The following is a 14740-nucleotide window of genomic DNA, read 5'->3' as shown; positions in this document are numbered from 1 at the left end:
CCGCCCGTCCTCCGTCGCCCGGCTCAGACCTCGCGGTCGTGCGCCTCCAGCCAGGCGTCCTCCGCCGCGTAGTCGAAGAGCTGGGTGCCGTACGACCGCAGCATCGCCGGATAGGCATCCGTCCAGTCCCGTCCGGCGAGCTGCGCGGTGATCCACTCCACCGTCTCCGGCAGCGACTCGGCATAGCCCGTCACCGGCCGGTACTCGAGCTCCCGCTCCGCGGCCGTCATGTCGTAGACGATCGGATACTCGCTGCTCCACGGCGTCTCACCCACGCCGTCCGGGGTGCCGGCGCCCGGCATCAGCACGGTCGTCGACCGCCGGCCCAGCACCGCGTCCACCGCCTCGCCGATCTCCGCGACCGTCGGCGCCTGCGGGTCCGCGGCGTTGAGCACCCGAGAACCGGGCTTCAGCGCGGCCAGCCGGATCAGCTCCGCCGCGTTGGCCGAGTGGACCGGGTGGAAACGGGACTTCCCGCCGTACGCCAGCACCCGGCGCGTGCGGCCGTCCAGGGCCCGCTTCACGAAGTAGAGCTCACGCGGGGAGCGGCAGTACGGACCGTGGACCGCGCCCGCCCGCAACAGCGTCACCGGAAGAGCGTCGCCGGCCGCCAGCAGCTCCCGCTCCAGCCGGATCTTCCGCGTCACGTACGTAGCATCGCCGGGCTCGACCGTGGCCTGCGACTCGGGAATCGGAACCGGGTAGCGCGGCACCCCGTCCGGCTCGCCCAGCGTGTCGAAACTGCGGCCCTGTTCGTCCGCGTACACCGCCCCGCTGGAGACGACCACCGCCGAGCCGATCCGGTCCGCGAGCGCCGTCAGCTGGCTGGCCTGCGCCTCCCCGTACGCCACCATGTCCACCAGCACATCGCAGCCGTCACCGAGCGCCGCCGCGAGAGCGCCCTCCTCGTCGCGGTCCAGCGCGAGGGCCCTGACCCCCTCGTCCCACCGCTCGTCACGACCGCCGCCCCGCGAGGCCGCGGTCACCTCCCAGCCGTCCTCGACGAGCGAGCGCACCGCGGCCCGCCCGATCTGGCCCGTCGCTCCCAGCACCCATGCGTGTCCCTTGCTCATGCATCGAACGCTAGGCGGCCCCCGACGCTCTGACCAGCGAAGTTCACCGATCGCGAATCCGCCGTCAGCGTCGGCGTTCGGGGAACTTCCCCGCACCGTCCGGCTGCGCGGCCGCCTTCACCTTGCCCGCGTACTCGTCGACGTACTCCTGACCGGACAGGCCGAGGATCGCGTACATGATCTCGTCCGTGACCGCCCGGATCGCCGCCTTCTCGTTCTCCAGGCCCGCGTAGCGTGAGAAGTCCAGGGGTTCGCCGAAGCGGATGGTGACCTTCTTGATGCGCGGGACGACCTTGCCGGGAGGCTGGATCTCGAAGGTGCCGACCATCGCGCACGGCACCACCGGCGCCTGGGCCCGGATCGCCATCACGGCCACACCGACCTTGCCCTTGTAGAGACGGCCGTCGTGCGAACGGGTTCCCTCCGGGTAGATCCCCAGCAGCTCGCCCCTGCTCAGCACTCCGAGTCCCTCACGGATCGCCGCCTGCCCCGCGTCCTTGCCCGACCGGTCCACCGGGATCTGCCCGGCACTGCGGAAGAACGCGGCGGTCAGCCGGCCCTTCACACCCGGGCCGGTGAAGTACTCCGCCTTGGCCAGGAAGGTGATCCGCCGTCTGATGATGGCGGGCATCAGGAAGTGGTCGGAGAACGACAGGTGGTTGCCGGCGACGATCGCCGCACCGTCCTGCGGAATGTGCTCAGCGCCCTCGATCACGGGACGGAAGAACAACCGCAGCAGCGGTCCGAGGACGACGTACTTGAGCAGGTAATAGAACACGGGGCGGCTCCAAGCTCTGCCGGATCGGCTCCAGGACTGCGTTCTGCCAGGTCAGCGGACAAGCCAGAGGGGACAGCCTATGTCCAGCCCTCCTCCCTCGTAACCGTCCACGCCAGGAGCCACCCGGCGGGCCGCCGTCAGGGGCAGTACCGGGGAGCCCGGTCCAGGTTGTGCCACGTGACCAGGACCAGGGGGACGGAGCCTGTCCGGTCCGCCTTCCCACCCCGCCGTGTTCCGAACCTCCCGCGCACATGACACCGCCCCCTGCCGGTTCTCCGGCGGGGGGCGGGTCTGCTGCGGTTCCCGGGCCCGGCCCCCGTCACCGTGTCAGGACGGGGGCCGGGACGCGGGATCAGGGGGCGGTACCCCAGGACAGCGCGCCGGTGACGTACACACCGATCTTCGCGGCGTCGGCGAAGGTCGTCGACGCCGAACGGCTGTAGTCGTCGGCCTCGTTGAAGTTGGACCAGTCGCTCTTGTTCAGCCGGAGCTGCATCTCGCCCGTGGACGCGCCCGCCGCCAGGGAGCCGCTGCCGAAGCCGACCTCCAGGTAGTGGCTGGCACCGGCCGCCGAACCGGCGGTCTTCACACCGTGCGTCAGGGTCCCGCAGCCGATGACCGCGTAGTCGCACGAGGTACCGAAGGTGGAGGCCCCGGACTCGGGGGTGAACCAGTAGCGCAGCTTCACGGTGGACAGGTCCACCGCGGTGCTGCCGGTGTTGACCAGCTGCAGCGCCATCCGGATCTGGTTGTCGGTCGCGGAGGAGTCGGTGTTCTTGTACTGCACCTTGAGCGAGCCCGTTCCGGTGCCGCCGCCCGCGGACGTGGTGGCGGACAGTGCGGCCGAGGCCGACGAGACGTTGCCGGCCGCGTCCTTCGCCTTGACCGTGTAGCTGTACGCGGTCGACGCGGTCAGCGACGAGTCGGTGTACGAGGTCGTGGTGGAGGAGCCCACCTTCACGCCGTCACGGAACACGTCGTAGCCGGTCACCCCGGTGTTGTCGGTGGACGCCGTCCAGGACAGCGAGACGCTGCCGCTGGTCTTCGCCGTCACGGTCACACCGGTCGGCGCGGTCGGCGCCTGGGTGTCGTCGCCGCCACCCGGGTTGCCACCGCCGTCGATCGGCGGGTAGGCGTTCTTCACGAGCTCCTGGAACTGAGCGGAGAACCAGTGGCCCGCGAGCGGGGAGTTGGGCAGGGCACCCGACATGCTGTTGCCGTTGCGGCCGTTACCGGTGTACGTGGGGTCGCACATCCGGTCGAAGCCCTTGCCCTCGTCGTTGTCGATGGGGGCGCTGTTGCCGTCCGACTCGCCCGGGGGCTTGGCCCAGACGTACGCGTCGATGCCGGTCTCGGGGGCCGCGGTGGGACGTTCGCCGATGCCGGCGCCGCTCTGGTTGCACCAGTTGCCGGCGTGGATGCGCCGGTCGACCCGGCCGCCGTTGACGTAGGCGTCCACACTGGTCGTCGGGCCCGCGGAGGTCGGGCGCGCGGAGCCGCCCCAGCCGTTGCGGGCGGTGTCGATCAGCATGCCGATGTTGGAGTTGAAGCCCTGGCTCACCAGCAGCGTGCGCAGCGCCTGGGCGAACGTCAGCTCATCGGTGTAGTAGTTCCAGTCGACCCACTTGGACTGGCGAACCGTGGTGCCGTTCACCGAGTCGGTGATCTTGAAGTTCGGCTCCTTGAGAGCCGAGTAGTTGGCCGTGTTCACGATGAAGCCGGCCACGTCGTCGACCGTGGCGCCTTCGGACGTGGCGGCCTTCTTGAACTCCGTGGCGGCCGGGCCCATGTTGCTGTCCCAGCCCAGCCAGCCGTGGTGGGCGGCGTCGATGTAGTTGTAGACGTTCGGGATGGCGCCGAGGGTGTGCAGGGCGTAGCCGACACCCTTCTCGTAATTGCCGTTCGCCTTCATCGTCGCGCAGGCATCGGTGGAACCGGCGGTGCCGCCCGCGTTGGTGACGATGTTGGGCAGCGAGTCGGGCTCGATGATGGTGACGATCCGCAGGCTCGCGTAGGCCGGGTCGGCGAGGATGTCGGAGATCGGGTCGATGTACTCGTTCTTGTACCGGTCCAGCTCGGTGGGACCGAGCTCACCGTTCGACGCCAGCGCGGCGCAGTCGCGTCCCGGCAGGTCGTAGATGACGACCTGGAACAGGTTCGCACCCTGGTCCAGCGCGGTGTCCAGGTGCTCGCGCAGGCTCTTCGCGGTGGCCGAGCCCTCGATGGCCGCGATGCGGTCCATCCAGACGAAGGCCGGCGTGTCGGCGATGGCGGCGCCGCCCGGTTCGGCCGCCGCCTTGGCGGACCAGTCGGGGTTCACGTATGCCGTGGCGCCCACATAGGGGTTGTCGACCCGCGCAGCTGCCGAGGCGGTGGTGGGTAGGGCCACCGCCAGTGCCGCGCCCATGGCCAGGGCGGAGACTGCGGCCAGCCTCCGGCGCAGCCCGTGCATGATCGTGCCTCTGGTACTCATTGCGGCTCCGTGCTCCTCTCGTACGCCTGCGGAAACTCCCCGCAGACGGGTCGGTGGGGGTGGTGCTCCGGGAAGCCGTCAGCGGAGACGGCGACCCGGGTGTGGTGCGTCGGTGAGGACGGTGGTGGTTCCCCGATGGCGGGCACAGCGGGGGTGAGTGGTTGACCCGCCATCGGGAGTGCGGTGGGTGGCCGGCCGGTCAGCGGCGGGTCACGGGGTGGTGCACGAGGACAGGGCGCCGTTGACGTACGCCGTCCGGGCCGGGGCCGGGAACCGTCTGCCGGTCACGGCTCGACACCCCAGGCGAGGGCGCCGGCCACATAGGCCCCGACCTTGGACGTGTCCGCGTACGCGGTGTTGGTGGCCCGGCTGTAGTCGTCGGCCTCGTTGAAGTTGGACCAGTCGCTCTTGTTGAGCCGCAGCTGGATCTCACCGGTGGACGCTCCGGCGGCCAGGGTGCCCGCGCCCCCGGTGAACCCGATCTCCAGATAGCGGTCGGCCCCCGTCTTCGGGCTGGAGACCGCCGACACCGCGTGGGTGATGGTGGACGAGCCGAGCGCCGCGTAGTCGCAGTACGTGCCGAAGGTGCTCGGGCCGCCGTCGGAGGTGAACCAGTAGCGCACCTTCACCGTCGACAGGTCGATCGGGGCGCTGCCCGTGTTGAGAACCTGCAGCCCCAGCCTGATCTGGTTGTCGGTCGCCGAGGAGTCCGTGTTCTTGTACTGGACCTTCACCGCACCGGTGCCGGTCGAGCCGCCCGACTTGGTGGTGGCGGTGACCGCCGCGGACAGGGCCGAGGTGTTGCCGCCGGCGTCCCGCGCCGCGACCGCGTAGCTGTACTCGGTCGCCGCCGCGAGGCCGGTGTCGGTGAACGCCCGGGTCGTCGCGTTCCCCGCCAGCACCCCGTTGCGGTAGACGTCGTAGCCGGTCACCGCGACGTTGTCGGTGGCGGCCGACCAGGAGAGCGAGACACTGCTGCTGGTCGTCGCGGTCACGGCCAGGCCGGCCGGCGCCGTCGGGGCCTCGGTGTCCCCGCCCGGCTCGCCGCCGCCCTCCACCAGCAGCTCCGCGTAGATCGCGAAGGCCAGCGCCAGCGCCGCCTGCGCCCAGAACCGGTGGTACGTGAAGGTGGGGGCCGCGCCGCCGTCCAGATAGGCCTGCACCTTCGGCCAGTCCGGGTCGTCCTTGTACCAGCTGCGGATGTCGATGAAGGTCGACCCCGGCTCGATGGTGTCGCCGTTCGGCATGGTGCCCGACCACCCGGCCGGGATGTACACCTCGTCGTTGAACCGGTTGTAGTCCTTCCTGGTCTCCGGCACCGAGATGCCCTTGTCGGTGGCGTTCAGCGCCATCGCGTCCAGCAGCGCCTTGGCCAGCGCCGCGGCGTCCTCGTCACCCGACTTGGCGGCGTAGTAGGTGAGCGTCTTGACGTACGCGGCGCCCACGCCGACGTCGTTGGCGTAGTCCACGACCGTGACGTGCAGACCGGAGTTGCTCCCCGGGTTCGCCGCGTTCCAGGTGTCCGGCTGCCCCGTCCAGTTGAGCGTCGACGGGAAGCGGAAGCTGCCGTCGGCGCCCACCGTCGTCTCCGACGAGGCCCAGGCGACCCACTTGGACAGCACCGCCTCGGCGGACGCGTTGCCCGTCTCGTGGTAGTACGCGGCGAGGCGCTCCATGCCCCAGGCCTGGAACCCGAACCAGTTGTTGCTCGGCGGGTCGTGGTAGACCGGCTGCCAGTCGTACGCCATGCCGTAGAAGGTGGGCGTGCCGGCCGGCGGCTCGCTGTAGCTCCCCTCCCAGCTGTTGGTGCAGCCGCCCGCGAAGGCGCCCTCGCTGGACTGCAGCCAGGTCAGGAACTCCAGCTGCCGGGTCAGGCTCTTGGACCAGTCGCCCCTGGCCGTCGCCGACTTGGGCGTCAGCGCCGGTACGTTGGACAGCGCCCAGGCCGACAGCGGGTTCTGGTAGCCCTGGTGGGAGGCGCCGTCACCTATGCGCCAGGCCCAGCCGCCGCCACTGCCCGCCGCGGCGCCGCCCCAGGCGTAGTACCAGGACAGCAGGTAGTGCTGCGAGTCCCGGCCCGTCGCGGCCGGGCAGGAGGCGGGGTCGGTGCAGTCGCCGATCCGCTTGAAGTACTTGTCGAACATGGCGTAGCGGAGGTAGTCGCCCATCTTGGCGGCCTTCGCGACCGAGGCCGCGACCTGGCTCTCCTTGCCCTGGTCCGAGGCCCAGCGGAACGCCCAGTAGGCAGCCTGCACCGCGCGGGCGTCGGCGTCCGGCGCGTTGGTGTACTTCCACTGCTTGGCATAGCTCGCGTCACCGACGAACAGGTCGAGATATCCGTTGGGGCCGCCGTACTTGAACAGGTCGGTCGTCGGCTGCGGGACCGTCTCCCACACCGATTCCTGCGCTCCGCGCTGGTAGGTGTTGATGTACGAGGCGCCGGCGCCCGGACCGGACTCGCCGCCGGTGCCCGGCTTGTTGCCGTAGCCGTAGACGTTGTCCAGGTCCATCAGCCAGTGCATGCCGTAGACGTCCATCGTGCCGTAGGACGAGGCGAGTTCGGTGGCCAGCGGGTCGGTGCCGACCTTGACCGTGCCGTCCAGGGCGGAGGGGTAGCCGCTCGGCAGCGGGTGCTCGGGAGCATAGGTGGCGGGGGCCGACGGGTTGTAGGAGTCGGCGGTCGACTGGTCCGCGTGCTGGGGAATGATGGTCTTCTCGGCCACCGCCCAGGCCGCGTTGAAGGGCGCCCAGTCACCGGTCACCCTGCCGTACGCCGCCTCCAGCCACATCCAGAAGCTGACGGCCTCCGACGTCGTCTGGTGGCCGTGGTCGGGCGCCTCCACCATCAGGGTCTCGACCGAGTGGTACGGCAGACCGTCCGGGCTGAAGTAGCCGTTGGCGGACGCCTTGATCTTGCCGTACTGGGTGAGGAAGGCCTGGGTGTAAGGGTCGTCGGCCGCGGCCGCACGGGCACCGGAGCCGGCCGCCGGGGTCGCGGGCTTCGCGACGGCGGTGCCCTGCGCCAGGCCCATGGCCAGCAGGCTGCCGCCCAGGGCGCTGCTGAATGTTCTACGTGATATCGACACAAATCCTCCATTGGCGGGTGTCGTCGGGGGAAGGAGGGGTGCGGAAGGGGACGGGGACGAGCGGAAAGTACGGAAAGCGCGGGGAGCGGAAGAGCTGAGGGGGAGCGGGCCGGTGAGGCCTGCGGTCAGGGCTCGATGCCCCAGACCAGCTCGCCGTCGGCGTACACGGCGATCTTCGAGGCGTCCGCGTACGTGGTACCGGTGCCGTGGCTGTAGTCGTCCGACTCGTCGAAGTTCGACCAGTCCGTCTTGTTGAGGCGCAGCTGGATCTCACCCGTGGTGGCGCCCGGCGCGAGGCTGCCGCTCCTGAAGCCCACTTCGAGGTAGTGGTCGGCGCCGGCCGCCGGGGTGCTCACGGCGGCGACCCGGTGGGTCACGGTGGAGCAGCCGATCGGGGACCAGTCGCACCAAGTGCTGTACGTGGAGGCCCCGTTGCCGGAGGTGAACCAGTAGCGGACCGTCACGTCCGCGAGGTCGACCGCCGTGTCACCGGTGTTCACGAGTTGGAGACCGGGCTTGATCTGGTTGTCGGCCACCGAGGAGTCGGCGCTGCGGTACTGCGCCTTGAGCGCGCCGGGTCCGCCGCCCTCCCCGCCGTCGTCGTCGCCGCCCAGTGCGGCGCGCACGGCGGAGTAGGCGCCCTTCGGTGCCAGGTCCTCGTCGTACAGATTGGCCGCGCCCTCACCCGGGAACGTGCTCGGGACCCAGGAGTACTTGTCCGTGTAGTCCCAGACCGTGATGCCGACGCAGCGCGCGACCGCCAGGCAGGCCTCGGTCACCTGCCGGTAGTACGAGGTCTGGGTGGCGGTCTTGGCGGCGTCGGAGGGCAACTGCATCCGTACGTCGAGCTCCGTGACGGCCACGTCGAGACCGAGGTCGGCGAACCGCTGCATGTTCGCCTGCATCTGGTACGGGAAGCCGTACTGGACGGCCAGATGCGCCTGCATCCCGACCCCGTCGAGCGGCACACCTTCGGCCAGCAGCTCGCTCACCAGGGCGTACATCGCGTCGCTCTTCGCGCCGAGCCCCTCGATGTTGTAGTCGTTGAGATACAGCTTCGCGTCCGGGTCCGCGGCATGGGCGGCGCGCAGGGCGGTGGCGACGTAGTCGCTGCCCATGGCGGTGTAGAAGGGGCTCGTGCGGAAGGTCCCGTCCTCGTTGAACGGCTCGTTCACCACGTCCCACGCGGAGACCGCGCCGCGGTAGTGCGTCGCTTCCTCGGTGATGTGGTTCGTCATGGCCGCCTCCACCTGCGCCGACGGCAGCGAACCGACCCAGCCGGGCAGCTGGCTGTGCCAGACGAGGGTGTGGCCGCGCACGGTCTGGCCGTGCTGCTGCGCGAAGTCGGTGATCGCGTCGCCCTTGGCGAAACTGAACTGGCCCCGCACCGGCTCGGTGGTGTCCCACTTCATGGAGTTGCCGGGGGTGATCTGCCCGAACTCGGAGCCCAGGGTGGCCGCGTAGACGGCGTCGGGCAGTTCGGGGTTGTCGGTGGCGGAGCCGAAGTACCTGCCCTGGGCGGCGGCGAGTTCATGCAACGTGCCCTGTTCGGCCGCGGTCGCCGGTCCACCCGTCAGGGTGGTGGCGAGGGCCAGGGCACCGACCACGAGGGCCGGGAGCCCTCCGGTGCGCCTGTGTCTGCAGCGCTTCACCAAGCTCATGACAAACGCCTTCCTCGGCCGGGCAGCGTGGAGCATCACGAGGAGCGCGGCTGCGCCCCGCAACGCCCTTGTCGCCGCCCGGTGTTGGGGGAGAAGGGAGGGGAGTGGAGTGTGCAAGTCTTGATTGTGGGAGCGCTCCCAAGGTGGCGTGGTGATAGGCACCTGTCAAGACTTAAATCACAACTCCCTTACGAGCGCGTTAACTCGGCCACACTCCGAACGGACGGCCGGCGCGGCGCGGCCGGCGCGCGCGACGGGGTGGGCGAACGGCTGCGCGGAGTGCCGTCGGGGCGCGGGCGGCGTCGATCCGCGCGGGTACGCTCGGTGACACCTCGGGAGCCTGTGCCGCCCACGCAATGATGTGCCGCGGATCGACGCCATCGGGGTGCCGCCCCGGCTCCGGGTGGTAAACCCACTGCACAGCGGTCCCGGGTGAGCCGGACGGGCAGCTCATCGGTGCGGCTGTCGTCGTCGCGGAGCCGAGGGACGCCTGTGTTCTCCCATTAACGGAGAGTGACGGGCGGCCGCTGCGATCCGAGCGGGCCGAGCCGGTCTCGGCGGACCGTGAGCGAGCCGGACGTCGCCGGGCGGATGGTCCAGATGTACGGATACGGGCCTGCCCGGTCGGGGCCGGGGGAGGAGCCACCACCGCCGCCGGAGCGGTCGGCGAGTGCAGCGGCTCGGACTGCCGCCGGGACGACGGCGAGATGCCCCCTGGCGGGATGCAGGGGCCGGGACCGGACTGCGGAGCCCGACGCGGGCCGCGAGCGTTCCTGAGCGACGCCCGTCACGGACTCCTCGGACGCGGCCGGCGGCACGGCGTCCGAAGAGTCCGACGCGGGCCGCGAGCGTTCCTGAGCGACGCCCGTCACGGACTCCTCGGACGCGGCCGGCGGCACGGCGTCCGAAGAGCAGGGGCGAACGCGCGCGGCGCCGGGCACGCGCTCGGCACCGCCCGGGTGTATGCGACGGTGCCGCCCTGCTGCGCCCCGGCTCAGGTCTCCCGGGTGGCCACCATCCCGATCGTGATCAGCCCCAGCACCACCCAGCCGAACCAGAGCCAGCCATTGCTCCCCAGCGCCACCGTGTACGCGGTGACTGCCACCAGGGCACCTACGGTGAGCACTCCCATGGTCTTCGTGGATCCGGACATGCGCGCACCTTCCTAGAGGTCCTGTCCGGGGTTCCCTGTCTGCGCCCCGACGCCCGGCACGCACGCTCTCCGCACGGCCGTGACTGCCATCGTCACCCCGAAGGCCCCTCCACCGCTACTGTCCGCGCGCCTGCAACGACGCGAGATAGGCGTTGTAAGCCTGGAGCTCCTGGTCGCCGTCCCGGTCCGCGGCGCGGTCCGTGCGCTTCGCCGTCCGCTGTTCCGAGCGGTACCACTGGAACACCAGGGCCACCAGGACCAGCACCGACGGGATCTCGCTGAACGCCCACGCGATGCCTCCCGCGGCGTTCTGGTCGGACAGGGCGTCGATACCGAGCGAGGCGGGCGGGTTCTCGTACACCTTCACCATCGGCTCGCTCGCCATCATCAGCGCGATGCCGAAGAAGGCGTGGAACGGCATCCCGGCGAACAGCTCCAGCATCCGCATCAGATAGCCCGGGCGGTGCGGCCCCGGGTCGATGCCCATGATCGGCCAGAAGAAGACGAGGCCCACCGCCAGGAAGTGCACCATCATCGCGAGGTGCCCGGCCGTCGAACCCATCAGGAAGTCGAAGAGCGGCGTGAAGTACAGCGCGTACAGGCTGGCGATGAACAGCGGGATGGTGAAGACCGGATGCGTGATGATCTTCATGTACCGGCTGTGCAGCAGCATCAGCAGGAGTTCGCGGGGCCCCTTGGTGCCACGCCCGGCGACCGGCAGGGCACGCAGTGCGAGTGTCACGGGCGCGCCCAGCAGCAGCAGGATCGGCGAGAGCATGCTGATCACCATGTGCTGCACCATGTGCACGCTGAACATGACCATGCCGTAGTCGTTCAGACCGGTGCACATCACCAGGGCGATGGACAGCACGCCGACGACGAAGAAGACGGTCCGGTTGACCGGCCACGCGTCCCCGCGCCCGCGCAGCCGCAGCACCGCGTATCCGTACAGGACCACCGCGAGGACGCAGCCGGTCAGGAAGAACGGGTCCGCGGAGAACTGGAGTCCGCGTCCCAGCGTGAACGGCGGCAGATCCATGTTCATGCCGTGCCCGCTGTGATCCATCTGTTCACTCCCGATGGGGACGTCGGGACGTCCCCGTTTCGTGCCGGTTGTCCCGACCAGAGTAGAACCGCCCCCGGCCGCAACTGCGGCCGGGGGCGGTTCTCAGACGGTGGTGTGTCTCAGAGCACGCACTCGGCCTCGGAGTAGCGCTCGGCGGGGACCGTCTTCAGGGTCTCCACCGCGTCCGCGAGGGGCACCATCGTGATGTCCGTGCCGCGCAGGGCCGTCATCATCCCGAACTCACCGCGGTGCGCCGCCTCCACCGCGTGCCAGCCGAAGCGGGTCGCGAGGACGCGGTCGTACGCGGTCGGCGTGCCGCCGCGCTGCACATGGCCGAGGATCACCGGACGCGCCTCCTTGCCCAGGCGCTGCTCCAGCTCGATGGAGAGCTGCGTCGCCACACCGGCGAAGCGCTCGTGCCCGTAGATGTCCTTGACGCCCGACTGGAACTCCATGGAGCCCTCGCGCGGCTTCGCGCCCTCGGCGACCACGACGATCGCGAACTTCTTGCCGGCCGAGAAGCGCCGGCCGACCAGCTCGGTCAGCTCGTCGATGTCGAAGGGACGCTCGGGGACGACGATGGCGTGCGCACCGGCAGCCATGCCCGAGTGCAGGGCGATCCAGCCGGTGTGGCGCCCCATGACCTCGACGATCATGACGCGCTGGTGGGACTCGGCGGTGGTCTTCAGCCGGTCGAGGGCCTCGGTGGCCACGCCCACCGCGGTGTCGAAGCCGAAGGTCACGTCGGTGGACGCGATGTCGTTGTCGATCGTCTTCGGAACGCCGACGATGGGCAGTCCCGCCTCGGACAGCAGATTGGCGGCCTTCAGCGTGCCCTCGCCGCCGATCGGGATGATCGCGTCGAGGCCGAGGTCCGCGACATGGCCCCTGGCCGTCTCGACGCCGCCGCGCAGGTGCGCGGGCTGGACCCGGGAGGAGCCGAGGATCGTACCGCCGCGGGCGAGGATGCCGCCGACCGCGTCCAGGTCGAGCTTGCGGTAGTCGCACTCGAGGAGGCCCCGCCACCCGTCGTGGAAGCCGATGACCTCGTCGCCGTGGTCGACCACAGCGCGGTGGACGACGGAACGGATGACGGCATTGAGGCCGGGGCAGTCGCCGCCGGAGGTGAGCACACCAATTCGCATTGCCCGGGAAACCTTTGCAACGTGGGCCGACGACCGGACCACGTCGTCCGGTTGGATCCCCGCCACCCTACCGGCGCAGGGTGGCGGGACCGAACCGGGCGTCCGCCTGCTGGACTCCGCTCAGCTGAGCGAAATACGCCTCATCAGGCGGGCTGGGTCGCGGCGGCGATCCGCTCGGCGCGCAGCGCCTCGTACCAGCGGTCGTCCGTCGGCGGCAGCGCGTTCACATCGAGGGCCAGCTTCAGCAGCAGATCTGCGATCAGCGGGTTGCGCGCCATCACCGGACCGTGCATGTACGTACCGAAAACGGTGTCGTTGTACGCGCCCTCGGTGCCGTCGCCCGTGCCGTTGCCCCGGCCGAACTGCACCCGCGCGAACGGGCGCGCCGTCGGCCCGAGATGGGTGACGCCCTGGTGGTTCTCGAACCCCGTCAGCGGCGGAAGCCCGAGGTGCGGGTCGATGTCCGCGAGCACGTCACCGACGCACCGCGCACCCTCGCCGCGGGTCGAGACCACATCGAGGAGACCGAGACCCTGCTCCCGCTCACCGAGGTCGTTGATGAACTCGTGGCCGAGGATCTGGTACCCGGCGCAGACCGAGAAGATGATCGCGCCGTTGGACGCGGCCCGGCTCAGACCGCCGTCGCGGCGCAGCCGCTCCGCCGCGAGCCGCTGCGGCCGGTCCTCACCGCCGCCGATCAGATAGATGTCGCCGGACGTGGGGATCGGCTGGTCGCTGCGCACGTCGACGCGAGAGACGTCGAGACCGCGCTGACGGGCCCGGCGCTCCACCACGAGGGCGTTGCCCTGATCGCCGTAGGTGCTCAGCAGGTCCGGGTAGACCCACACCAGCCGCAGGCTGTTGTTGCTCATGCTTCGTCCTCTCCGGAGGGGGCCGGGGCCGGGGTCAGTTGCCGACACGACGGCGCAGATCCTGGAAGGCGGTGTAGTTGGCGATGACCTCGATGCGGCCGGGCGGTGCCTGCTGCACGGCCTCGTCGAGGTTCTCGCAGACCCGGAAGTCGAGACCGGCCACTTCGAGCCGGACCGCGAGGTCCAGCTTGCGGTCACCGAGCACGAAGATCGGGTGGCCCGCGAGCTGGGTGTAGTCCACGTCCCACAGCCACGAGGTGTCCGTGCCGTCCGCACCGCGGGCGTTGACGGAGAGGATCACCGGGGTGGGCGGCGGGTCGATCAGGGAGAACGTCTCCAGCCAGCCCGCCGGGTTCTTCGCCAGCAGGAGCCGCAGCTCACGGCCGAGGAAGGTGACCACGTCGTAGCGGCCCGCGACGGCCTGCACCTGGTACATCCGCTCCAGGGCGACCTGCGGCGGCACCCCGAAGACGGCGGCCACGGCGGCCGAGCTGGTGGCGTTGGCCTTGTTGGCGCGGCCGGGCAGCTGGAGGTGGATGGGCCATGCCGAACCGTGCGGGTCCAGCACGTAGTCACCGTGCAGGACCCAGCTGGGCGGCGGACGGCGGAAACCGCACTCGCCGCAGAACCAGTCGTCACCGGGGCGCTGCATCACACCGCCGCAGGACGGGCAGGACCAGGCGTCGTCCTTCCACGCCTGGCCGGCCGCGACCCACACCACGTTGGGGGAGGAGGAGGCCGCCCAGACGATCAGCGGGTCGTCGGCGTTGGCGACGATCACGGCCTTCGAGCCGGACAGTCCCTCCCGCCACTTCTCGGCCAGCATCCGGGTCTCCGCCGCCCGGTCCAGCTGGTCGCGCGAGAGGTTGAGCAGCGCGATCACCTTGGGCGTGGTGTCGCGGGCGACCCCGGCGAGGTACTTCTCGTCGACCTCGATCACGCCGTACTGCGCGTCCGAGCCGCCGGCCAGGGCCGAGGTGATACCCGCGGGCATGTTGGCGCCCAGCGCGTTCGACACGACCGGGCCCGCCGCCCGCAGCGCCTCCGCGATCAGCCGGGTCGTGGTCGTCTTGCCGTTGGTCGCCGACACGAGGATCACGTCCAGGTGCTGCGCCAGCCGCCCGAGCAGGTCGGGGTCGAGCTTGAGCGCCACCCGGCCGCCGATCACCGATCCGCTGCCCCGCCCGGCCGCCCGTGACACCGCCGCAGCGGCCTTGCCCGCCGTCACGGCCAGCTTGGCCCGCGGCGACAACGGCTCCGTGTTGCCTGCCATCGTCCTAGATCCTCCTTGCATCGGTCCGCGCCCAGCCTATCGATGTCCGGTGCGGCAAAGGCACGGCGGCACCGTCCGGGGTGTGGAGTTCCCGTACGAAGACGCCCGGCGGCAGCACGAAAGCGGCACTCCGTACCCCCCGGGGAGCCCGCGGAACCCG

General features: G+C 70.5%; 10 protein-coding genes. All 10 read right to left on the bottom strand.

What is annotated here, in order from left to right:
* Positions 1–23 precede the first annotated feature (23 nt).
* The 10 genes from OG408_RS05495 to OG408_RS05450 all read right to left on the bottom strand — a co-directional run bounded on the left by OG408_RS05495 (position 24) and on the right by OG408_RS05450 (position 14580).
* The gene (locus OG408_RS05495; protein ID WP_326668555.1) at positions 24–1073 is read right to left on the bottom strand and encodes an NAD-dependent epimerase/dehydratase family protein; all 1050 of its coding nucleotides are present in this window, start codon (positions 1071–1073) and stop codon (positions 24–26) included.
* A 64-nt stretch (positions 1074–1137) separates the two neighbouring features.
* Entirely contained in the window at positions 1138–1851 is a 714-nt protein-coding gene (locus tag OG408_RS05490; protein WP_266776011.1) for a lysophospholipid acyltransferase family protein, read from the bottom strand.
* 352 nt (positions 1852–2203) lie between these two features.
* Positions 2204–4324 (bottom strand): glycoside hydrolase family 6 protein, encoded by a 2121-nt coding sequence (locus OG408_RS05485; protein WP_285566916.1) that lies wholly within the window; start codon positions 4322–4324, stop codon positions 2204–2206.
* A gap of 284 nt (positions 4325–4608) precedes the next feature.
* Positions 4609–7365 carry a glycoside hydrolase family 48 protein gene (locus tag OG408_RS05480; protein WP_326674477.1) on the bottom strand — a complete coding sequence of 919 codons (2757 nt, stop codon included), beginning with the start codon at positions 7363–7365 and terminating at the stop codon, positions 4609–4611.
* 170 nt (positions 7366–7535) lie between these two features.
* Complete coding sequence (locus tag OG408_RS05475; protein WP_326668551.1) at positions 7536–9071, bottom strand: endo-1,4-beta-xylanase; 1536 nt, start codon at positions 9069–9071, stop codon at positions 7536–7538.
* A gap of 994 nt (positions 9072–10065) precedes the next feature.
* On the bottom strand, positions 10066–10224 hold the full coding sequence (locus OG408_RS05470) for a hypothetical protein (protein ID WP_266776007.1): 159 nt from the start codon (positions 10222–10224) through the stop codon (positions 10066–10068).
* A gap of 115 nt (positions 10225–10339) precedes the next feature.
* The gene (locus tag OG408_RS05465) at positions 10340–11290 is read right to left on the bottom strand and encodes a cytochrome c oxidase assembly protein (protein WP_266776005.1); all 951 of its coding nucleotides are present in this window, start codon (positions 11288–11290) and stop codon (positions 10340–10342) included.
* 119 nt (positions 11291–11409) lie between these two features.
* A complete protein-coding gene (locus tag OG408_RS05460; protein WP_266776003.1) occupies positions 11410–12435 on the bottom strand; it encodes a 6-phosphofructokinase in 1026 nt (341 codons plus the stop codon).
* A gap of 143 nt (positions 12436–12578) precedes the next feature.
* Positions 12579–13307, bottom strand: coding sequence for a type 1 glutamine amidotransferase (locus tag OG408_RS05455; RefSeq protein WP_266776001.1), 729 nt, complete (start codon positions 13305–13307; stop codon positions 12579–12581).
* Between the two features lie 34 nt (positions 13308–13341).
* Positions 13342–14580, bottom strand: a complete 1239-nt coding sequence (locus OG408_RS05450; protein WP_148015277.1) for a Mur ligase family protein — start codon at positions 14578–14580, stop codon at positions 13342–13344.
* Positions 14581–14740 lie beyond the last annotated feature (160 nt).

It is taken from the genome of Streptomyces sp. NBC_01257, from assembly GCF_035917255.1.
GTDB lineage: Bacteria > Actinomycetota > Actinomycetes > Streptomycetales > Streptomycetaceae > Streptomyces.
Note: the sequence above shows the minus strand (reverse complement) of the source record. Positions and strands in the feature narration are given on the sequence as shown.